The following is a 22,813-nucleotide window of genomic DNA, read 5'->3' on the forward strand; positions in this document are numbered from 1 at the left end:
CTCACTGTGTCGATCCGAGCGGATGGATGGGCCGCCCCACAACGCCGCCGGCGGCCTTGACGGCCTCGTACATATGGCCGGCGCCGCCCGGCCCGTCGCCCGTCTGGCCGTTCCAGACGCAAATGAAATGAACCTTCTGCGCGCCACACCCCAGCGCACGTTCAAGCATCCAGAGGTTGTTGCGCTCGTAGGGTGATGCCCGGCGCTCCTCGTCGGTCGCGGCTTCGGGTAGCACGAAAGTGCGGGCGCACTTGTGTGCCCGCACGGCCTCAAAGCGTGCGTGCCAGTTCGAGTTCGCAAAGTCAACCGAATCCTGCACGAACACCTGCGGCTCGAAGGGCAGATAAAGATCGAGATGCGCACCGCGCCCGAGCATCAGTTCCGCGAAGATCAGATCGCCGCCGCATGCACCGCCGCAGATGGCGAGGTCGGCACTGCCACCGTGGAGACCGTCGAGCATTGCAGCTATATCCTTCGCTACCGCTCCTTCCCGTTCCGGTGGGAAGCGCGGCTGCCGGCGCTCGGGGCGATCGATCATATGCCCGCTGAAGAGAAAGACATGCTTCGGTAAAAAAATTTGAGTCACCTTGGAGGTCCTTGTCGACGCACCCCGAATAGCGTCTGCGGCGCTATGTGCTCAATAGTCCCATTCAGGTTCTTCGCCAACTGGCAACACATCGAGCATCTGTTCGGCAATTACTTGCAGCCCGGGCCATTTCCAGCCCCCCATAGGGCCGAACCACTCAAGATAGCGAAGGATCTGGCGCCGGGTGGAAAATACATGAAACGATGATGGACCCGCCAGTTCAACCACATTGCGGCAAGCCTCGATCGCCTTGTCGACCGAGGTCTGGTCGGGAGCTAATGGAACATCCTTCAGCCAGGGCTCGATCAGGCTCAGCTCGGCGATATTGCCGTGGGCCCAGGCGCGCTCGCACGCGGAACCATTCTCGGCATCGTTCTGCGATTGGGCGTCCGCCGTGATCCACAAGGGCCTTACCTTGCTTTCCGTCCAGTCCGAAGCCGGCAGCCTGCCCAAAGACCGCAGGAACAACGTGAGCGACACATATTGCACCAGCTCCCAGGGATGCGACCGGTTCAGCAGATAGGCTTGCCAATACCAGCCTCGTGCACGCTCCAGCTTGTCCACCACTTCGTTGCCGCCTTTCTTCGTCAAGCGGGAAGTGGTTTTGATCGAGTGATACAGCATCTGCGCTTCGCGCTTCTCGGTGCTGGCGAGTTGCGCCAGGATCCGGGCCCGCTGGGCGGGATACGCTTCATTCGCCGCTTCGAGGCGCTCCTTCGCGTAGGCGACTTTTCTTTGCACGTGCTGGAGCATCTCCTGACGTTTATCCCCGGCGAGCGTCTGATGGCGTCCGCTGATGCTGGACTCCCGGTCGGAAAAGGCCACCATGACACGATCCGACACACGCAATGCAATATTGATGCTGCTCATGGCCTGTCGAATGCACGCGTCGGCCAGTTGATCGTCAAAATTCGGCGGAAGGGATGCGTACGCGACGATGCTGGCCCAATCGTGCTGGTCCTTGAAGCAGGAGTGGAGCCTCCTGCGCAGGCCCACCAGCAGCTTTCGCGGGTCCTCGCCCCAGAGCAGGCCCTGGTAGAGATCCTGAACGAGCATCACCGATCCGCCGAACGACAGCGGGTACTGGCTCGCGATCACGAGTGGAATACCGGCCTCGTGCAACGCGTGCCCAACGCTCGCCCCAACACCCGTCACGCCGCCGACATTGCCGCCATTGCAGCTCGCGAGCGTCACGACGGCAGGCCGCACGAACTTCCCAGCCTTGTCGCGGCGCGGCGTGCGCAGGATGCTCGCGAGCCGCGCACTAGAGACGACCTCATAGCCGTTCGGTTCAATGGGTGAGATCAGCGCTACGCCGAACCGGTGGTCGTAGCCGCCCGGCAAATCGACGCCGTGCGCGAGAATATGCACATGCGTGTAATCGCTGGCCGCGCATGCGCGCTCCAGACTCTGGACCGTCGCGTCAGGCAACACGGACAACCGTTCCTCGACAATCTTGAGCCGCTCGTCGTCATCGAGGTCGTCCGATAGCGCGAGCCATGGCGCGAGCGCCTCGCGCAGCGCGAGCAGATGCGCCGCAGCCGGCACTTCCTCGAAACCGGGCGGGGAAGCAAAGGCAAACAATATGCGCGGCTTGCTCGGCCAACGGATGAATTCCTCCGGCACGCGCCGCGTCTCGCGCGTAATGCAAATGGGCTGCTGTGTTTGCAGGGTAAGCGGCTGACCTTCGCCTGGAAAACCGCCGGGCGCGGTCGCGAGCTCGAACGGCAGGAGCGCGAGCTCAGAGGCGGACAGGATCAGCCGCAAGTGCGTGACTGGCTCGTCGCCCGCTGCGGTGTCGGCGCCCCGGCGATTGAGGTCGGCGGTCAGGCCGGGAATTTCGCCGAGCAGCTTGCCAAGCACCACCGCGGTGTCGCCGAGCTGAAACTCACGCGCCTCGGCTCCGAGTTGATAGCTGAGCGCGCGCAGCCGGTAGAGCATCTGATTGTGCTCGAACGGAACATGCAGCGTCACCGCGCTATGGTTTTCGCACAGTGCAATATAGGCCGTGAGCGGCGAGAGCAACTGGTTGTGCGATGGACCCTGGCGGAGCAGTTCGAGTGTGATCTTGCGCATCGTCAGTTATCCAGAAGGCTGCCACTAATCGATTCGAGTGTGTACTCGTCTTCCGCAAGCTTGACCACTTGCCGCAACTCGGCTCTTGCGCCGGATCCGTCGTCCTTCTTCCATATGGCCACGACGGTACAGGGGCGCAAAACCAGTGATCCGGAGGGAAAGCTGTCGAGAGTTGCCATGTCACCACCGTTGAGCACCTCAAAAATCTCGGCAAACTTTTGTGGATCGCTCCGGGTGGCGGGATCGATGCGGATCAGCCGTGCCCAGGTCCCGCTGTTGAAGTACCGCCCCTTGCCGTTCTGGCGGCGTAGTGCGCGACACAGATGCGTATGCCCCGCAATGATGATGTCGACCTCCGGGCCGATCTCCTTGTCGAGCAGCACGGCGGTTTCGTCGCGCGCCGTGATGTCGAAGCTCCGGTCATTGTCGAGCTTTTCGAGCGCCTCGCGCAACACCTCGCTCGTCGGCGCATCATGCGCCCATTTGTACAGCGCGCTCGCCATGTCAAGTCGCTTGCCCTGCTCGCTCGCGACAAACGCAAGCGGATCGACGCCCCGACGGACTATGGCATCCGCCGCAGCTAGCATCGCGCGTCCATCGCGATCTTGACGTGAAGTGGCCGGTCCCGCTGCATTTAGCAGACCGCCGGACACGGTTGCGGGCTGTACCGGGTCTCCCGCTGCCAGTTCCTCAGCCCCCAGCATTCCGTTTGGCTTGTACATGCCGGCCCACGCGCGGACGAGTCCCACGTTCGCCAGCCTCATCGCGCTGTTGAAGTCCCGCATGGCTTCGGGAGCACATGCTGCGAGGGTCGGCACGACGCCGGCCCCTTCCGGTTTAAGGAGATCGACGAAAGGATACTTGCGCTTGATCTGGTTCATCACGTCGATAACCATCCGCGAGCCAGCGTTGGGTATCCACGGTTCTGCAGGGCGCCCAAACTGCTTGTCCCGGCCGATCAGTCTTATTTTCTCGAAGTCCGCCGGATTCCACCGATCTACCTCATTACCATGCACGCACAGCACGGAATGGCCACCGACATCGCACTGCACGCCCGACCCGTCGAACACGAAATGCAGGCGCGCGTGCGCTCCGCTCGACGGTGACGCGTCCTTTGTCAGGATTTGCGCGAGGCGCGTGCGCACCCAAGGCAACGCAAGCTCCAGATCGTGATTGCCAAGGTTTACGATCAGACGACGTCTGGACTGCTGGAGAAAGATCGGGATGGCATCGAAGACGGGCTTGAATGTCGGGTCCTGCAAGGCAATGCGCTCAAGCTTCGCCACGGCGCCGTCCGGGTCGAAGTAGGTGGCGTTCGGTTCGGCCAGGAAATCGATGAAGTCACCGTTGATGACGAGCGCTATCTCCTGTTCCGGATCGCGCCGGGCAAGGTCACTGATGAGCCACGCGAGTTCAGCCGCGGAGCCGAAGATCTGGAAGCCTTGGGTGCCGCCAAGGTGGAGATCGGAAATGACGTAAAGCTGATCGACACTGTGTACCGGAATCAATTCGCCCTCCTCGGTCCAAGTCCATCAATGCGCTGCGCGAGATTCGAGCCTGCTTGCAGCCGTCCGGCAGAACGAGATCTAGCAGGCTGTTGAGCGCAGCGGCATGATCGAAGTCCGCTTCGGCGGTCTTCAGCAGTTCAGGATACGCTTTCAAAGCCTTGGTTCGGATCGCATACTCCTCAGCCGCTGCGTCCAGTTTGTCCCACAGCGATTTGTCAAATAGCATCTGAAAAGCTGACACACCCGAAATGCCGATCTTTCTGGTTTCCTCACGCGCAATTCTGTACTCGGTGAGCACCGCGTCGTATAGCGAGATGCACATTTCTTGCGACGGCGAATGGAATCTCGCCTCCTGGTATTTCGGGTCGAGGATGTCGTAGCGCACTCTCAGCATCAGTCTGACAAGCTGCACGTCCAGGCATCGCCGCCGGCATTTTCCATTCGAACATCGACCGCAGCTTCTGGCTATTCGCTTCGACGAACAGCACGGTGAGCCGTCGCAGTTGTGACTGCGCGACTTCGCACTTTGCGATGATCGGGATGAAAATTCCCTGCTCAGTCTCGAATGGTGAAAGGTGCGGAGGTAGTGCCCCTGCCACTATCGAGGCAAACTCCGTCTCAAGTTCACGAGGCCAGTCGACCTGATCCTCGAACATCTCCAATACAGAAGACCAACTGACCGTGGCATCGGCACTCATGCCTAGCATCTTCATGCCTTCGGCATTTCCTGCGACCTGCGACTGCTCCGGATCGAACTTGCGGTTCCTGTCATACGCAAGGGAGATCTGAATTCGCCTCGTGTAATACTTTAGTTTGATCAACGTATCGGCGAAGGCTTCTGCCAGTTCGCTAGCGGCGTCCACCGCGCTTTTATATGACTTGGACCCGATTTCGTCCACTTCCGCGTTTAGAGGTTCACCGTGAGTGAACAATCCCTTCGCGAAGACCTCACTAAAGAACTTGAGAATGCCTTCTTCCGTTGCGGGGTAATACTGATACTGCTCGAACATGCCTGGAAGCTTTTTCAGTTCAAGATTGCGTAACCATATCACCGGCTTTTCGCAATTTTCCGTGAAACGAGCGAGTTCATAGGCCGGCCAGCCGTTGTCCATATCAGCGCGTGGATAGAGGAATACGAAGGCGTCGGTTTCGCGGGTGTTCTGCTCGATCCACGCGTGCCAGTTGGCGCCGCCCAGCATTTCTTCGCTCAGCTTCACCTCAACCGAATCGGGAGACGCCAGAGCCAGGATTGACCATTTCAAACTTCGCGCAATGTTGACGAACTCCGACGTGTGACTCAGGAATATTTTGACGGTGCTCATTCTCGTCTCCTTATGTCCCGCTCGTGTCTTGCGCACGCATCTTTACGATGCAATAAAGACGATTGGAGATAAAGAAATTGAATCGGCGCGACCCTGTTGTCCGTATTGATATGGGAACCTGGGTTCAGGCTACGAAAGCCGGTCGGGCGCCCGCGTCGATGGCGCATGCAATCTGGCATGGATGACAACGCACTGCTTGTCACGGGCAGCGCGATGAGTACCTGAACAAAAAGTCTGAATGTTCTAAGCGCTATGCGAATTTCGGCAGCCGATGCCGCACGAGATCGATCCCGCGCGGCCAACCCACTTCGTCGAAGAACGCGGCGTGGTGCTCAAGCCGTCACAGCACCGACGATGACCACCGCAGAAGGGCTGCGGTCATTGCAGCCCATTCCGTCCTTCATAGTCATCCTGACTAGCGCCTATCCGCCAAAATCCGCCGATTCCGCACCTGCGCGAAGTGAGTCATCGAGATCCAGCGATGGAGTTCTGACATGCACGAGAAGTTCTGTGGATGCGAGTTCGGCGAGCGTTATAAGCGGCCGGTTCGTTCTTGAAAATGGATGAAGGCGAACCATTCGCCCAGCCCATCGACGCGGATTTCAGAATCCAGAATTGTTATTCTGGATGGTCGAGTGGCCATGAGGTCTGTGGCCTCTATCTCCTGAACTTCGGCGCCTTCTCAACCGCTCGACTGAGCCGCAACTGCGCCTGCGTCGATCATCCGCAAAAATTTAAGCTGCAACGCGTGACCATGCATGCGAAGCACGCTCCATTTGACGCCACGCAGCGCCTGCTATCAGCGAAAACCCGGATCCTCATTGAGTATCAGTCTGTCTGCACGATCGTCGATTTCAAACATAATCGCGTCCAATCGTTTTCAATTTGAGGCCGTCTGGCTCGGCCGGACATTCATTTGCATCTGAGATCACTACAACGGGTTTCTCGGCCATTCTGCTTGACGCCGTCCAACCTGGAGTGCCACGATTCAGCCGTTGTTGTTCATTGACATTTTGGCACTGCGTACCTTCGTATCACCCGGAAGGAGTTGCCCATGTCCCACGAAGAGGTTGTCGCGTTTCGAGCCGGCGACGGTCACGCGTGCAACCTAATTCACGTTAGCGGCTCCAGGCAGGCTCCGAAGGGACCTGTCCTGCTGGTACATGGAGCAGGTGTGCGCGCCAACATATTTCGCCCCCCAAACGCTACGAACTTCGTTGAAGCGTTAATCGATGAGGGATATGACGTCTGGCTGGAAAACTGGCGCGCCAGTATCGACCTTCCGCCGTGTGAATGGACGTTGGACGAAGCTGCTCTATATGATCACCCCGCCGCCGTGAAAAAAGTTGTCGAGCTGACCGGGGTTCCCACGATCAAAGCGGTGGTGCACTGTCAGGGGTCAACCAGCTTCCTCTTGTCGGCAGTTGCCGGGCTCGTCCCGCAAGTCGACACGATCGTATCAAACGCAGTATCACTTCACCCTCAGGTCGGTTGGCTTTCATATCACAAAGGTCGCTACGCGCTGCCCATCGTCGGCCTGATGACCGACTACCTCAACCCTCAATGGGGTGAGCACGCCGCCGGTGTCGTACCCAACCTGCTCAAAGGTCTGGTACTGCTTACCCACCACGAATGTGCCAATGGGGTCTGCCGATTTTCCAGCTTCACATTCGGCATAGGATTTCCGGTGCTATGGCGCCATGAAAATCTCAGCGATACCGTGCACGACTGGATCCGCCAGGAATTCGCCAATGTGCCAATCTCGTTCTTCCGGCAGATGAACCGGTGCCTGGATGCAGGTCACCTGGTGTCACAGTTGCCGGGGCTTCTGCCGGACCCGACAGCACAGCCGCCGAAGACGCAGGCGCGCTTTACGTTCATCGCTGGCGAACTCAACGACTGCTTCAAGTGGCAAAGTCAGCAGGCTACGTTCGACTGGTTCGAACGCTACCGCCCTAACTATCACCGTCTGCATGTGCTGGGCGGATACGGGCATCTCGACGTATTCATCGGCAAGAACGCGGAGCGCGACGTGTTTCCCGTGCTCATGGCGTCACTGGCCGCCCCCCACTGACTCAGAACCGACAAAGGGAGCCGGTGATGGCGATTCCAGCACGACAGAGGCGGCTTGCCGGCCGCCATGCACTGGTCGATGACATTCCATTCCAGATTCCAGTCGCTTCCCAGAATTCGCCGGCGCTGATGGCGGTCTTTTCAATCGACCTCGACGCAGCGCGCAGTGTGATCCCGGCCAATGAAGTCCATCCATTCCAGCTCTGGCGCCGGGGCCTGCTCGTCGTGACCGTGATCGACTATGTCATCACCAACATCGGCCGCTATATCGAATACTCCATCGCGATCGCCTGCACCCACGGCCGCCAACCGGCCCCACGCTTGTTGCCGGGCCTTTTCATGAAGACCTTCGGTACCGGGCAGTACGTGGTGGACCTGCCGGTGTCGACCGAGGTTTCGGTGAAAGGTGGCCGTGGCATCTGGGGCATGCCGAAGCACCAGGCGAACCTCGACTTCGTCATCGGAGAGCAGTGGGTCAGCAGTCAGTACGACCTCGATGGCCAGATGATGATGCGCATCGACGTGCAGAAGCCCCGGACCGCGTGGTTGCCCGTCAACACCGGGGCAGTCAACTACTGCAGCTTTCGCGGCATGCTGATGAAGTCGTACATCTATTTCAGGGGCAAGCTCGGATTCTCGCTGTTCGCCGATAGGTCCGCCCGCATGTTTATCGGCGATCACCCGCGCATGGCCTGGCTAAGGACGCTGGATATCGATCCGAATCCGATCGCCACAGGCTTCTTCCCGTCGACAACCGGCGTGCTGGATGACTACTTCGAGTGCTGGTTCGTGACCAGCGCCGAGCCGCCGGCTGAGCCCATGCCGGGCCTCGAGACGACGTATCCGCTCGGGCAATCGCAGCAATGGCTCGCGCCGCCAGCCCGGCCGGCAGACTGGGAGTCCGCGCGATGATCGGCCGCCTGTTGATAGTCAATCACGTGTTCCTGCTGTTGTGCACATCGATGTACCTGGGCACGGGCGGGTCGTTGGTACTCTTTTCGTTTCCCATTGCCTCGCAGCTCACTCCGGACAACTACTATCTGCAGTTCGTCCCCCAGGTGACGGCAGCCACCGCGTTCTTCACGACGATGACGAAACTGATGCTGGCGAGCGGCGTCGTCATGCTCATCGGCGAATGGCGTCAGCCCACGCGCTGGGTACCGATCGTGGTTCTGCTCGGTGTGTTCGTTGCCACGTTTCTCACATTGAAATGGATTTTCCCGCTCAACGCAGAAATGGCCAGTCACATCAAGGATGCCATCAGGTTGCACGAGGTGCTGAACGAGTGGATGCGGCTCAATCGGATACGTGCCGGGTTGTGGTGTATTCAGTGGCTTTCGATGGCCTGGTATTTCGCGCGCTGGACATATCGCATCCGCTATTCAGCGTTGGGGCGATGATGCGATTCCTCATTTTCGAGCGCCGTGCGACGACATTGATAGCGGCCATAACCGTGCTGACGGGAGCCGCCCAGGTCATCGCCTCAAGCTCCTTACTGGCCCTGATCGCGTATGCACCACCCGATCGGCTCGCAGATCATCTGTTCGCCACGGTAGGGATGTTCATGATGCTGTTCGGCGGCAGTCTGCTGCACGCGCAGCGGCGCACGGAAGCCCTTGGCGTCGTGCTTCTTTGGGGAGCGTTACAGAAGCTGCTGGCGTCGGCGTTCGTGGCGTGGGGCGTCACGCGAGGCGCATTCATTTCCGCGGCACTGCTGGTCGCCATCTTCGACGGAGCCAGCGGCCTGCTTTATCTGGACTTGCGACGCCGCGGAGGATAACCGATGGAACGCCTGGCGCGCATTTGCTTCTGGGGCTACATGCTGATGCTTCTGGGCATCGGCGGAAGCGGGATCTTCATTGCCGCCTGGGAGCTTCCTCACATCTTCGACGTGCGATTGGATTCGATCCCCGAACCGCACCGGGCTACCTTTCTCAGCCAATATCGCTTTCTCAAAGGGCTCGAGCTGGGCTTCGGTGTGTTTTGCTGGGCCTTCCGGAATGAAATCTTCTTGCCTCTCACGGCATCACGCGTGTTTCTCGGCGGCCTGTGCGCCGGTGTCGCGGCTCGGGTACTGAGTTTCATCGTCGATGGCAATCCCACCAAGGTCTTCATCGCGTTCTGTGTACTGGAGGCCGTGACGGGATTTCTGGTGTGGGAAGTCGTCTGGCGCGGGAGAACGTCGTGAGCGCAAATCATTGCCCGCCTATCGCGGCTGACAATCCCTCTGTTCGTCGCGCACTGGTGCTGGCCGGCGGCGGCATGCGTGTCGCCTACCAGGCGGGCGCCGTCAAGGCGTTGATTGACGAGGGACTGCGATTCAGTCACGCCGACGGCGCCTCGGGCGGCACGATCAATCTGGCTGCCTTGTTGTCCGGTGTGCCGCCGGACGAGTTGTGCGCGCGTTGGCGAGCACTGCCCGTCAAGCAATTCGCCGCGCTGCGCCCAGCGCCTGATTACCTGCACGTCGCGAACGTGAGTGCGTTGGGCAGTGCCGCCGGTTTGACGGAGCATGTCTATCCGTCGCTGGGTATCGACATCGAACGGGTTCGCGCGGCGACCGGCATCGATGGCTCCTTCAATGCCTGCTGCTTCGACGACAAAACCGTGGTGCCCATCCCTCACACGCAGCTCGACCTGCAGCGGCTGGTCGCGGCCGCCTCGCTGCCTATCTTCATGCCCGCCGTGAAGGCCGACGGCAAAACATGGACGGATGCGGTCTGGATCAAGGACGCCAATCTGCTGAGTTGTGTCGAACGCGGCGCGCGCGAGCTGTGGCTCGTCTGGTGCATCGGCAACACGCCCGTCTACCGCGATGGCGCGTTCAACCAGTACGTGCACATGATCGAGATGAGTGCGGGGGGCGCGCTTAACCTGGAGTTGGAGACGATCGCGGATATCAATCGCAGGATCGCGCGCGGCGAGTGTGTCTTCGGACACGATCAGCCCATCTCCGTGCATGTGATCAAACCGGAGCTGCCGCTGCCCCTCGACCCCGATTTCTATCGAGGACGGATCGATGCCGCGACACTGATCGACATGGGCTACCGTGACGCGCGACGTACGCTGCGCATCGGTACTTCGTCGCCGCTGAACCCGAGTGCATCATTGATGCGCGAGCCCGGCGTGGGACTGAGCTTTCGCGAGACGATGGCGGGCGGCTTTCGTCTGGGGGCTGCCGACCCAGGCGCCGTCGAGAGCGGCAGGGATGGCTCCCCGCTGACCATGAACGCCACGATTCACATCGACGACATGGCGGCCTTCATTGCCGACCCTCGTCACCTCGGTGGCCTGACAGGCCACATAGATTTCGCCCCGTTTGGACTCGCGATGCCGTCGGAGTCGGGCGTCTTCGGCCTGTTCACGCCTTGCGACGATCCAGAGCTAACCTACATGATTTACGAGATCGGATTTCGTCACGCAGGCCAACCATACTATCTGGCAGGCAAGAAGCATGTCCGCATTGGCAGCCCGTTCAAGATGTGGGGCGAGACGACAACCCTTTACACAACGTTGCATCGGGGCAGCGATGCGAGTGGTCCCGTCGTCGGCGCTGGCGTTCTACACCTTGGCGTGCTCCAGCTCGGGCGCCTGATGCAAACGGTTTACGCCACGAATGCTCATAACTCGCAACAAGCGGCGCATGCGATGTCGCGGTTCTTCAGGTTTTTCGTATCGGAACTGTGGCGCATCTATATCAGGAGATCGCCGACATGAGCGCGTTCGAACACGATGTGATCGTTGTCGGTAGTGGCTTTGGCGGTGCAGTTGCGGCCTGTCGGCTTGCGGAGGCAGGACGCGACGTGCTGGTGCTGGAGCGTGGCCGCCGCTGGACCCCGCAAACCTATCCGCGCAACGATGCCGAGTCCTGGTTGTGGAACCAGCAGCATCCGCAACGATTCAATGGCTGGGCCGACCTGCGCACATTCTCGAACATGTGGGTGGTCGCTGCCGCGGGTGTGGGTGGAGGATCGCTGATCTACGCCAATGTCTCGGTCGAAGCTAAACGTGACGCCTTTGACCGCGGCTGGCCGCCCGCGATCACGTATGAAGCGCTCAAGCCCTACTACGAGATCGTGGGGAAGATGCTGTGCGTCCAGGAATTGCCCGACAACCAGCTTAGCGAACGCACCCGGCTCATGCGCGAGGCCGCTGAGGCTTGCGGCTGGGGCGACCGCTTCCGAAAGCTGCCGCTGGCTGTCAGCTTCTCGCCCAATTACGACCCGTCTTTGCCCGATGCCCGGAGCGACGGCCATTCGGTCAAGTTCATTAACGTGCATGGGGTGCCGCAAGGCACCTGCGTACACTGTGGCAACTGCGACATCGGCTGCCAGGTGTCGGCGAAGAATACACTGGACCTCAACTATCTTGCCGTAGCCGAGCGACACGGCGCAAACATCCGGCCGCTGCATGTGGTGCAAAAGATAGAGTCACTCGGCCCTGGATGGCGTGTGCATTTCAATGTCGTTGATCGCTCAACAGGCGGCTGCACGCCCGGAACCGCAACCGCAGCCAAAGTGATCCTGAGCGCCGGCTCAATCGGCAGCACCGAGTTGCTGCTACGCTGTCGCGACGAACATTGCTCACTGCCCAATCTATCTTCGCGACTCGGCTGCGGATGGGCGTTCAACGGCGACTTCGTCACGCCAACGTTCTATCGGGACCGCAAGATTTCGCCGTCACATGGCGTGACCATTTCCGCTGCGATCGACCTGCTGGACCATGCTGGCGCCAACGGTCAGTCACTGTTCGTGGAAGACGGCGGGGTACCCGATCTTACGCATGATCTCGTGCAACGCTGCCTTCAGCGAACGCCTCGTGGAGTGTTGCGCACTTTCTGGCGAAGCTTCGCGCACCATTTTGATTCCGAGGACCCCGTCAACAACATGATGCCGTGGTTCGGCCAGGCGGTTGATCCGGGCGACGGGCGGATGCGCCTCGGTCGCTGCTGGTATGCCCCCTGGCGCCGTGAGCTGCGACTCGACTGGTCGTACATGCGATCTCAAGCGGTGGTCGACGCCATGATCGATGCTCACAAGCGCCTGTCGGCCGCCACGGACGGGCGCCCTTTCATCCCGCCAACGTGGAGCGAGTTGCACAAGCTGATCACCCCTCACCCACTAGGCGGCTGCAATATGGGCGACACAGCGGCGGATGGTGTCGTTGACGCGAACGGAAAAGTATTCGGATACGATGATCTGTACGTAATGGATGGTGCCGTTGTTCCGCGAGCGCTTGGACTGAATCCATCGCGCACGATTGCTGCGCTGGCAGAACGCAACGTCGCGTTGTTGCTCGATAAGACCTGACCGGCACGTTAAGAGGATAGTCACCTCGCATGGCACCCGAGGAACGCGCGAACGACGGCTTTTCAATTGACTCGGGGATTGAACCTGATCCTTCCATCGGGCGTTCACTCGACAAGCAATATGCTTTGCTGCATGATTGGATTCGAGCACGACATCGTGTCAGAGGCCCGGTGCACGCCGGCACGCCACTGAGTTGCAGATGGGACACGCGATGAACGAAGATCCTGAGCGTCAATGGGAAACGCTCCTCGATTCCATCGAGGATGGCCGCGTCATCCCAGTGATTGGCCCGGAACTCGTGCTGCTTCCCGACGACGCCACGCTCGTGCCAATTGACCAGTGGATTTCTAAAAGGCTGCTTAAGAGGCTGAACCTGCCTGAATCCGGTCTTCCAAAGCGGCTTACGTACAATGACGTCGTGTCGAAATACCTGAGCTGCGGCGGCGACCGGCAGGAAATCTACTCGGACATCTACGCGATTCTCAAACCGGGTATCGCGCTCGCCGACGATCACGCGTTGCGTGATCTCGCATCCATCGAGGCATTCAAGCTGTTCGTATTGCTAACCTGCGATTCCGCGCTTGCGCAAGCCATCGATGACGCAAGGCCTCAGGAACGCGTGCTAAGGATCGCCTATGCGCCGAACAACATCAGCGACCTGCCTGTGCCGTTCGAGGATCTGACGCAGCCGGTCGTATTTCACCTGCTAGGCAAGGCATGCTGCGCGCCCGAATTCGTGACCTGCGAAGAAGATCTGCTCGAATTTCTACATGCGCTGCAGGACCGGCAGCGTCAACCCGAACATTTGTTCGATGCGCTGCGCGAGCACTATTTGCTGATTCTCGGTTGCGGCCTTAACGACTGGGTGACGCGCTTCTTCCTGCGTGCGTCGCGCAGCGCGGGGCTCTCGCAATCGCGCCGGTTCTGCGAAACGCTCGTCGGCGAACAGGCCGATGACGCCGCCGGCCTTCTGCTCTTTCTCGAGAACTTCAGCCACAAGACACGCGTGGTCAAGACGAGTTCTTACGCGTTCGTGAAAGAGCTGGCGCGCCGCTGGCACCTCAGGCATCACGACGACACCCCGTCGCCTCGCCCCGTTGCCGCCGCGCGTGTCGTGAAGATGGTTGCGCGCGGCGCGATCTTCATCAGCTATGCGAGCGAGAACCGGGAGGCGGCGAAGCTTCTCGCCAGCGCACTAAGCATGCACCACCTCGACGTGTGGTTCGACCGCGAAGCGCTCAAGCCGGGCGACGACTGGGACGAAGAAATCCGCCGCAACGTCGAGCGATGTTCCTTGTTCGTGCCTATCGTGTCGCGCGAAACGCTCCGCGAATCCAATCGCCGCAGCTATTTCTGGAGAGAATGGAACAGCGCAAGGCGCATCGCAGATGGCATCGCCGCGAGCGAGCGGTTCATCGTCCCGGTCGTGATCGACGACACTCGCATGGACAGCGCCGACGCGCTGCCCGCCTGTTTCAGGCGCGCTCAAGCGATCGACGCGCCCGGCGGAAAGATCGACGCGGCATCGATAAGTGGGCTCGCGAAGCTCGTGCGGGAATTCCATCGGCGTCAACCGGCGCATTGACATGGACGACTTCGCGCGTGACCCGTTGACGCCGGAGAATCCCTGGCCGGGACTCGCATCATTCAGTGAAAGCGAGCGCCGGTTTTTCTTCGGCCGGGACCAGGAAACGCAGGCCCTGCTGCGCCTCGTGCGACGCGAGACGCTGACGGTCCTGCACGGGCGCTCAGGACTCGGCAAAACCTCGCTGCTCAATGCTGGCCTGTTTCCTCTCTTGCGCGACGAAGCCCGGCTGCCAGTCTATATCCGCCTCGACCATGCACCGGACGCGGCTCCCCTCGTACAGCAGGTGTTCGATTCCCTGCTCGCGGCATGCGAACGCGCCGCTGTGCGATGTCCGCCGCCCGCGCCGGACGAAACTTTGTGGTCTTATTTCCAGCGCCGCGATGTCGAGTTCTGGAACGATCGCACTCAGCTAGTCACGCCGGTGATCGTATTCGACCAGTTCGAGGAGATCTTCACGGCGGAGCGCGGCGACGAAGCGGCGCGCGCGCGCGCCGCCCATTTCTTCATCGCACTCTCGGAAGTAGTCGAGAACCGCCCGCCAGAGGCCGTCCGCTCGCTTCTGGATCGCGATCCGGCAGCGGCAAGCCGTTTTGAGTTCACGCGCGCTCGGGTGAAAGTCATATTGAGCCTCCGCAAGGACTTTCTGGCGGAATTGGAGAGCGGCAGAAAGCTCATGCCGTCGCTGATGTACAACCGGCTGCAGCTCACCGCCATGAGCGGTGGCCAGGCGTATTCGGTCATCACGCGCGCGGGCGGCGGGCTGGTCGACGATGACGTCGCCCGGCGCATCATTCAGCTCGCCTGGAAGAACGAACCGGCTCCTCCGGCTGAACGATCGAACTTCGAGTTCATGGAGATCGACCCGTCTCTGCTGAGCGTGGTCTGCAGTGAACTCAACCGCAAGCGGATCGAGCGAGGGCTACCGTCTATCGACATCGGACTGCTAGAAGGAGCGGATCGTGAGATTCTGTCGAGCTTCTATCGTCGCAGCATGGAGGGGTGCCCGGACGACCTGCAAAAGTTCGTCGAAGAGGAACTGATTACCTCGCGCGGCGACCGTGACAGCCGCGATTATCTCGAAGCGCTCACGCGCGGCGACCATATGCGCGACGGCCTCGAACTGCTCGTCAGACGTCGCCTGTTGCGTATCGACGAGCGGCGCGGTATGCGACGGCTGGAGCTGGCCCACGACGTGCTCGCGAGCGTGGTCAAGGAGAGCCGCGACATCCGGCGCGCCCGCGAGGCGATGCTCGAAGCGCGGCGCAGACGCATCCGGAACGCGTGGCGCGTGTTCGGCGCGACCACGCTGTGTGTGGCCGTGGTCGCCGTGCTGGTGGTCACGTCCGAGTGGCACCGCCAGCGCGTTCGGCACGACACGCTGATGGCTCGGGCCGACAGCATCGAAAAGAGCAACTACGATCGCGCACTGCTGCTGCATCTCGAAGCAATGCGGACCACGCACGACGCGGGAGACAGCGCGCGTCTCATGCAGCGGATCCTGGCACATCCCGAGCTGATCACCTTTCTGCGCGGGCATGAGGCGCCTGCATTCGGGGTCGCCTACAGCGACGACTCAAAGCTGCTCGTTTCCAGCAGCTACGATCACACCGCCGCAATCTGGGACGCAGCCACGCACGGGCTGGTCGGCGTCGTCACATCGGCGCCCACCGAGCTCTACGGCGCGGCGTTCCGGCCGAAAACGCACGAATTCGTCACAGCGAACGGCGACGCGAGAACGGTCACGCTATGGGATGCAGACACGCGCACGAAGATTCGGGATTTCGGTGACTTCCGCGCGACGGTCGTGAGCGTTGCGTTCAACCGCGACGGCACGATGCTCGCCGCCTGCGATATCGAAGGCAACGTCCTCGTGTGGCCCCTGGCCGGTCATGCGGAAGGCACCGCCTATCAAGGCGCACACAGTGCGACGAACCTCGCCTTCAGCGGCGACGGCAAGCTGCTCGCCGTCAGTACGACGCAGGGTATCTTGGTCTGGCAGGTCGCGAGGCCCGACCGGGCTCTCGCTGTGTTGAGCGAGAAACGGAGCGGCGGCTTCTACAGCGTCGCCTTCAGCCCGGACGACCGCACTCTCGCGATGGGAGAAAGCAGCGGATACATCGACATGATCGACATGGGCTGTCTGAGCGGCAGCGCCGCGCAAACTGTTTTCGTCGACTTGCGGAGTGTCAGATGCGGCGGCGCAAGCCCGCGCAAGCCCTTGCAAGGCCACACGGAGGCGGTCAGAAGCCTAGCTTTCAGCCCGGACGGACAGCAGCTCGCTTCATCGAGCCACGACAGGACCGTCATGATATGGGACGTCGCGACGAGCAAGCCCGTCGTCACGCTGAGTGGCCACACGGACAAGGTTTTCGGCGTCGCCTGGCGCGCGGATGGAGTCCAGATCGCCTCTGCCAGCCAGGACCGCACGGTGATTCTCTGGCATCCCGACGCAAGCGGAGCCGTCACCAAGTTGCCGGTCGACGATCGCGTGGTCATGGCGCTCAACTATAGCCCCGACGGCAAATGGCTCGCCGCCGCGAGCGGCTCCGATCAGGTCGTGATCTGGGACCGGCAAAGCATGCACCGCGTCGCGCTGTCCGCACACGAGGGTGTCGTGACGAGCATCGCTTTCAGTCCCGACAGCACGCTGTTCGCGTCGGGCGGATGGGATCGCACAGTGAAGTTATGGCGCGCGGACGCCGATGCACCGTCTGCACCGTTGCACGTCTTCCCGCAGCCGGGCCGCGTCACGAGCGTCACCTTCTCGCCCGACGGTTCGCTGCTGGCCGTGGCCGCCGAGACGGAAACCACGCTGACGGATCTGCGCACGGGCGCAGTCGTCGCGAGGTATCCCAGACAGGGCGTCAGACAAGAGGAACTCGTACTTGCGTTTAGCGCTGACGGCACCACGCTCATCAGCGGAAGGGCGGACGGCAAGATTCTGCTACATGACTTGCGCGGCGCGCCCGGCACTGCGCCGCGCGAACTGTTCAAATGCCGCGATGCCGTGAGCGGTCTCGCTCTGAGCCATGACGGAAAGAGGCTTGCGGCGTCGGACTGGCATGGCGTCGTGTATGCGTGGAATACGGCGAACTTCGAAAAGCCCGTAGTCATGGAAGAGCATCAGAAGCGGGCGACGGGCGTCGCATTCGGCGCTACATCCGACGACCTTGCGTCGGTCGGTTGGGACCGCAACGTAATCCTGCACGATATGAGGGAAAATCTTTCGCCCGTGACGATCGGAGGTGCGACTGCCCGTCTGCAGGCTGTCGCGGTCAGCCCGGACGGCAAACAGCTCGCGGCGGCGGGCTTCGACGGCTCGGTAAGTCTTTGGGATATCGCCCCCGCAGCGCTGCGCGAACAGGCCTGTGCGATCGCCAATCGCAATCTGAGTTCCGCCGACTGGCCAGACTCCGCCGCCGGAGCACCGTCGTTTCACTGCGTGTGCGAAGGTGTTCCCTGTGCGGAAGCACCGGCAGGCGAAGCACGGACAGCGTCGCGCGAACGCCGTGAGTGAATGAAGAAAGGCATGGATAGTCGACACAAACTGACATACCTTGAAGTATCCGCGGCGCGAACGTGAAGTCTACGGCCGTGGCAAGCCCGAAACCGGACGCATCGACGGAGCCCTCCATGTCTCGCTATGGTGAAGCAGAAGATCCGCGCCGCCGCTTGGTGATCAGCGCCCTCGTCGGCAGTACGCTCACAGCCTGGGGGGCGGCGGGCCAAGCCTACGCGATGAGCCTGTTCGGCGGCGTGCCGCGCAAGTTGCCGCCGGGCCAGTCGGTGTTCAGCATCGACGGCACATGCACGATCAACGGCGAGACCGCGACGATGAAATCACGTATTGCTCCGGGCGACACAATCGTCACGGGGCCACGCAGCCAGTTCATCTTCGTCGTCGGCGACACGGCCGTGCTCATGCGCGACAACACGCAGTTGCTGCTCGACAAGTCGACCGACGTCAACGCGTCTTCCACGCCCGTGTCGCTCAATCTCGCCATGGGCAAGCTGCTATCCGTCTTCGCGCCGGGGCGGCCGGTCCGCATCGATACGCTGACCGCGCTCATCGGCATTCGCGGCACCGGGCTCTATCTCGAGACCGATCCGGAGCAGACCTACTTCTGCACCTGCTTCGGCACCGCCGATGTCGTCGCGAAGGACGATCCGCAAAGCAGGACGACAGTGGTGTCCAAACATCACGACCGGCCACTGTTCATCAATGCGGGCAAGAAATCGGCCGGCAACAGCATCCGCAATGCGCCGTTCGTCAATCACACCGATCAGGAGCTGGCCGTGATCGAGACGATTGCGGGACGCGTGCTGCCGCCGTCGTTCCCGAGATTCGACACGTTGTATGAGCGCGACCAGGGCCGTTATCGATGAAGCGCGCCGGCGCATCGCGCCGGCTCGCGCGGTCATTGCGGTGCGTCGTTGGAAATCCAGTTCACGAAGTTGTCGTAGTCGACTCTGTCGGCAGCTCCCGGGTTAGCGAGCGAGTTGAATGAACCAAGCGGCCCGCTTCCGCCAGCATGCGGCACGAGCGCAGCCGGCTTGAGCAGGAGCTTGCTCAATCGGGTATCGGAGAAATTGATTCGGCTCGTGATTCTTTCGTACTGGCCCGGTGCCGACTTGAAATCCACCGGCGGCACCGGATTTGACGGTGGCGAGGAGTGGCATGAGAAGCAGGTACCCCTCGTAAGAATAGTGTTGATCTGAGCAAGCCGGATCGTGTTCTGATCGAACAGCCCGATGGTGTTGTCGTTACTCACGAACACCTCGACGGTCGCGGGATCGCTCTTCACGCCGGCCCGGCTCGTCACCAGTTGCACCTTGTAGGTTCCCGTGGGCACGGTTGCGTTGAAACGGGCCTGAGGCGTGTTCGCGTTTTCGATCGGCACCGCGGCCGGTGCGATGCCTGCAGGGGCGGAGACGACTGTCCAGCTATAGGCGTCGTTGAACGTCTGAACCGCTCTGAGCGGCACCCATCCCATGCGCACCGTGCGAGTAAGCGGTCCGGGATCCGCGATCGGACGCCCCGGCTGGATCACCTTGCCCGATGCGTCGCGAATGGGCAGCGGTTCGGTGGGAGTCGGCACGAGTGTCTGTTCGAGAAACTGAGCGAGCTTTTCCGGGCCGTCCGTTTGCCAGAAGTTGTCGTACACGATCTTGGCAAGCGGCATGGTCCCCAGATCGATCATGTAGTGCCGTGTCAGCGGGGCGTAGTTCTTGAAGGTCGCATAGTCGTCGAAGTCGAGATGGATATCGGTGTTGTTGGCAGACCTCGCATCGTCCCGCAACATGTGACACGCGCGGCAGGATCGCGCGATGACGCTGCGATACAGGTCCGGATTGTTGTTGGCCCATGAAACCGGCATGTAGGTATCCGCATAAACGTCATTGGGAAGTCCGTCGCCGCCGTATGCGTTACGGATCAGATTCGCCGCGCCGCCCTGCCACTCGTTCACGTTCGCTTCGCGCTTGAAGACCGGTTCATCCGGGCAGTTGTTGCCGCCGCTCCCGGCGGCCGACGGGTACGAACACATGACGAAGCGGTTCATCAGCTTGAGCGCGGCTTCGTAATCGGCGCGCGTGTTTCCGGCCATTGTCGAGAAATCGAAGTTGCCGACCTCGAACGGCTGCAGGCGCGCCTGTGCATCACCATCGGCGTTGGAAGCCCCGGGCCATGCCGCGAACAATGGACTGCCATAGAAAAGTTGACCGCTTGCATTTCTGTCCAGTGCATCGCCGCGTCCGCCGTGACAGCTGAAGCAGACCGCCGGCATCGCCTTACTCCCTCGCCCGTCGATGTCGACCGTCAGTTTGCGCTGTCCCGTAACCGGATCGAAGTTGAAAAACTTGGCGAACGGTGCATCGTTCGGCCCGGCGCCAGGCCTCGGGCTGAATTCAATGGCGTTGTAATGAATGCGCCAGCGCGTGTCCTTCACGATTGCAGCGCTGAGACTTTGCGGCGTATAGCCATAGGCGCCACCCGGACTCGTCAGGTAGTTCTCGACGAGAAACGCAATGGTCTTGCGCGCCGGGTCGCGCCGCGCCGTCATCCTGCGCCCGTAACCAAGATCGCGCACATCGCCGAATACAGCGGTGACCTCGGTTCCTGTACCACTTCCGAAGCCGTTTGCGGCTTTCCACTTGTCGAGCGTATCCCGCTCGTTGAGCGGATCGATAGCCGCGTAGTACGCCTTCGCATAGTCTTCGGACAGCGTCTGCGCCTGGGCCAGTTGCGTGGCGCCGGGAGGCAACTGCGGGTTCGGGAAGATCAGGAACATGTCGGAACTCGTCGGCGCCGCGACGGGCGGTGCAGAGGGCGAAACATCGTTGCTGCTGCTGCCGCCGGTGCAGGCGGCGAGCCACGACGCCAGCGCGAGGGCCGGGAGTAAGGCAAAAGGTCTCGAAGTCATAGCCCTGTCCTCAGAAGCGGTGCTTGTAGGTGATGACGAACTGGCTGGACACATAGGGCACGTTGCTTGCCCCTTCGAAGTTTGGCCCCTCCGTCGGCGTCGCATGCGCATAGCGCCACGAGACATCCAATGATCCGTTCGAACCGATCGGATGGACATAGCCCAGCGACGTGAACCACATGTGCGCCCGGAAGCGGTAACTGAAGAAATTGTCGCGATTGAATGCGTCGTCACGAACGAAGACGTTTGCAACGTCGATGTTGTCTAGCGTCAGCCGTCCGGACGACACCGTGTCGCCAAGCCGGTATTCCACATTGGCGTAAAAGCGACCGCCTGCGAGCGTCCGATAGTTGACGCTCAGTTGCGCGGCGTTGTCGATGGTTGCAAATACATCGCTCTTCGCGAAGCGCTGGTTATGGGCAAGCGTACCCACCACCCGAATCCGGTCGGTCACAGGCTGATCGATCGTGCCGCCCACCGAATAGCGATAACCCCTTCGCAGGTCCGAGCCGTACTGGTCGCCCTCGAAGAGGGCGAAGACAGAGACCACCGGCGCATAGAAAGCAATTGACGGCCGGTATTGAAGCTGTCCATACAGGCCTGCGTAAAGGTTCGACAGTTTTGTGTAGGTCCTGAACCCTTCGGCGCCGCCGTATACGTCGAGCATGACCTGAAAGGAATTGCCGAGCGGAACGAAGAATGTCTTCGCGATCTCGCCTTTCAACGACTCGTCGGAAAGCTTATCGATGGAGTCGCGGGCGCGGCTAACGTTGTTGTCATAACCCGCGCCCAGACTCACCGCGATGTCGAGCGGCTTGCGCGGAAGCGCCCCCTGGCTAGTGTCACCGGAAGCGGAAGTGTCTGGAACCGTGGGCTCGGGCGTGTCGGCGAAAACGAAGTCGCTCATCGCCGCGACGAGCAGCATTGCGGGAAGTCGTCCGCGCCGGCGAGCTCCGCACGCCGGCCGTAGACGGGTCATCTTGAAAGCGGAAGCGAATCTCATAGCATCTCCGCAGTAGAGGTGCAGGCACGATCATTCGTACGTACGCGCCGACGGGTCCGGTGAACGTCGGCATTCGAACGGAGAACTCGTCGAACCCGTTTACAGTAGTCGCTAGCGCGTGAACTTGTAATGGAGTTTTTTGCCGACCATGTTAGGAGGACGAGCCCCCACGGAATGGCGTTCCCGATCTCAAGACGCGGATTTGAGAGTCGTTTTGAAGTTGGTGCTCACAGCTAGCTTCCTTTATATATCCAGTGATCGTCCATAGTCGGACGCGGCGTATCTTGAAGGTACATTGGCTGTCAAGGCGACCGAACTGAAAATAGTCACCAACCGGCGCGCGAACGCAAGCGTCGCACGTGCGGCTTTTTCGTCCTTGCTATGGCACAACAGCAACTCGACGGCTCGGAGGATTGGAGCGGCCCCATGAAAGACCGGACACAGCCTCCCACTTACAATAAAGGGTAGGCATAAGACTGTGTATATGACTAACAATAAAAGAAGTGATGGAAGTGTTGACGGGACCTGAGCGCCGGCGGCGGTGGTCGGCCGATGAAGAACTGGCGATGGTTCGCGAGTGCTTTGAGCCGGGCAAGACCGTGTCGATGGTGGCCCGGCGGCACGGCGTGAATCCGAACCAGCTGTTCCAGTGGCGCAAGCTGTACCAGGACGGCAGCCTGTCTGCGGTGTCTGCCGGTGAGGAAGTCGTACCGGTTTCCGAATTGAGCGACGCGAGACCGTCGGATAAAGTCCGGCAGCGCGCTCATCGATTTATCATCCCGGCATATTGCTGGGTCGGATGTCAGCTTACTGACAGATTGTGTTGAAAAAGTCTGTCGACGCGCGGATTGTTCGGTATCCTGGAAGACATCGATCGACGGGAGTGATTCGTCATGATGGGTCAACTGGGCAGCGGACAAGACAAA

The 22,813-nt window shown here is 60.9% G+C and carries 17 protein-coding genes and 1 pseudogene; 12 read left to right on the forward strand and 6 right to left on the reverse strand.

From position 1 onward, the window contains the following. Position 1 precedes the first annotated feature (1 nt). From HV770_RS25105 to HV770_RS25120, 4 genes are all read right to left on the reverse strand, one after another. Entirely contained in the window at positions 2-460 is a 459-nt protein-coding gene (locus HV770_RS25105) for a hypothetical protein (RefSeq protein ID WP_175164029.1), read from the reverse strand. Between the two features lie 177 nt (positions 461-637). Then, positions 638-2,662, reverse strand: coding sequence for a CHAT domain-containing protein (locus HV770_RS25110; protein ID WP_175164031.1), 2,025 nt, complete (start codon positions 2,660-2,662; stop codon positions 638-640). Positions 2,663-2,664: 2 nt separating this feature from the next. Continuing rightward, a complete protein-coding gene (locus HV770_RS25115) occupies positions 2,665-4,170 on the reverse strand; it encodes a metallophosphoesterase (RefSeq protein WP_175164033.1) in 1,506 nt (501 codons plus the stop codon). Positions 4,171-4,439: 269 nt separating this feature from the next. Continuing rightward, positions 4,440-5,492, reverse strand: coding sequence for a hypothetical protein (locus HV770_RS25120; RefSeq protein WP_175164035.1), 1,053 nt, complete (start codon positions 5,490-5,492; stop codon positions 4,440-4,442). Between the two features lie 559 nt (positions 5,493-6,051). Between HV770_RS25120 and HV770_RS25125 the strand changes: the two genes are divergently transcribed. The 11 genes from HV770_RS25125 (at position 6,052) to HV770_RS25175 (ending at position 18,848) form a co-directional block, all read left to right on the forward strand. Then, complete coding sequence (locus tag HV770_RS25125; RefSeq protein ID WP_175164037.1) at positions 6,052-6,381, forward strand: hypothetical protein; 330 nt, start codon at positions 6,052-6,054, stop codon at positions 6,379-6,381. Between the two features lie 165 nt (positions 6,382-6,546). Beyond that, positions 6,547-7,566, forward strand: a complete 1,020-nt coding sequence (locus HV770_RS25130; protein ID WP_175164039.1) for a lipase family protein — start codon at positions 6,547-6,549, stop codon at positions 7,564-7,566. 26 nt (positions 7,567-7,592) lie between these two features. Then, entirely contained in the window at positions 7,593-8,477 is an 885-nt protein-coding gene (locus tag HV770_RS25135; protein ID WP_175164041.1) for an acetoacetate decarboxylase family protein, read from the forward strand. After that, positions 8,474-8,965: a hypothetical protein gene (locus tag HV770_RS25140; protein ID WP_175164043.1), complete on the forward strand. Its 492-nt coding sequence runs from the start codon at positions 8,474-8,476 to the stop codon at positions 8,963-8,965. Before HV770_RS25135 ends, HV770_RS25140 begins: the two co-directional genes overlap by 4 nt. Next, on the forward strand, positions 8,962-9,345 hold the full coding sequence (locus HV770_RS25145) for a patatin (protein WP_175164045.1): 384 nt from the start codon (positions 8,962-8,964) through the stop codon (positions 9,343-9,345). The genes HV770_RS25140 and HV770_RS25145 overlap by 4 nt, the downstream gene beginning before the upstream one ends. Positions 9,346-9,348: 3 nt before the next feature. After that, on the forward strand, positions 9,349-9,753 hold the full coding sequence (locus tag HV770_RS25150) for a DUF4345 family protein (protein WP_175164047.1): 405 nt from the start codon (positions 9,349-9,351) through the stop codon (positions 9,751-9,753). After that, entirely contained in the window at positions 9,750-11,282 is a 1,533-nt protein-coding gene (locus HV770_RS25155; RefSeq protein WP_175164049.1) for a patatin-like phospholipase family protein, read from the forward strand. Before HV770_RS25150 ends, HV770_RS25155 begins: the two co-directional genes overlap by 4 nt. Beyond that, positions 11,279-12,874, forward strand: coding sequence for a GMC oxidoreductase (locus HV770_RS25160; protein WP_175164051.1), 1,596 nt, complete (start codon positions 11,279-11,281; stop codon positions 12,872-12,874). Before HV770_RS25155 ends, HV770_RS25160 begins: the two co-directional genes overlap by 4 nt. Before the next feature lie 211 nt (positions 12,875-13,085). Continuing rightward, the gene (locus tag HV770_RS25165; protein ID WP_175164053.1) at positions 13,086-14,459 is read left to right on the forward strand and encodes a toll/interleukin-1 receptor domain-containing protein; all 1,374 of its coding nucleotides are present in this window, start codon (positions 13,086-13,088) and stop codon (positions 14,457-14,459) included. Position 14,460: 1 nt separating this feature from the next. Then, the gene (locus tag HV770_RS25170) at positions 14,461-17,979 is read left to right on the forward strand and encodes an nSTAND1 domain-containing NTPase (RefSeq protein WP_175164055.1); all 3,519 of its coding nucleotides are present in this window, start codon (positions 14,461-14,463) and stop codon (positions 17,977-17,979) included. 116 nt (positions 17,980-18,095) lie between these two features. Continuing rightward, positions 18,096-18,848, forward strand: coding sequence for a FecR family protein (locus tag HV770_RS25175; protein WP_175164057.1), 753 nt, complete (start codon positions 18,096-18,098; stop codon positions 18,846-18,848). Positions 18,849-18,880: 32 nt separating this feature from the next. Here the strand turns inward: HV770_RS25175 and HV770_RS25180 are convergent, their stop codons facing one another. Then, positions 18,881-20,884, reverse strand: a complete 2,004-nt coding sequence (locus HV770_RS25180) for a hypothetical protein (protein ID WP_175164059.1) — start codon at positions 20,882-20,884, stop codon at positions 18,881-18,883. A gap of 10 nt (positions 20,885-20,894) precedes the next feature. Continuing rightward, a complete protein-coding gene (locus HV770_RS25185; protein WP_175164060.1) occupies positions 20,895-21,809 on the reverse strand; it encodes a hypothetical protein in 915 nt (304 codons plus the stop codon). Positions 21,810-22,393: 584 nt separating this feature from the next. On the opposite strand from HV770_RS25185, the pseudogene HV770_RS25190 reads away from it, so the two are divergent. Then, positions 22,394-22,648 (forward strand): annotated as a pseudogene (locus tag HV770_RS25190) (transposase); the annotation flags it as partial. Between the last annotated feature and the right edge of the window lie 165 nt (positions 22,649-22,813).

This window comes from Paraburkholderia fynbosensis (assembly GCF_902859935.1).
In the GTDB taxonomy this organism is placed as follows: domain Bacteria; phylum Pseudomonadota; class Gammaproteobacteria; order Burkholderiales; family Burkholderiaceae; genus Paraburkholderia; species Paraburkholderia fynbosensis.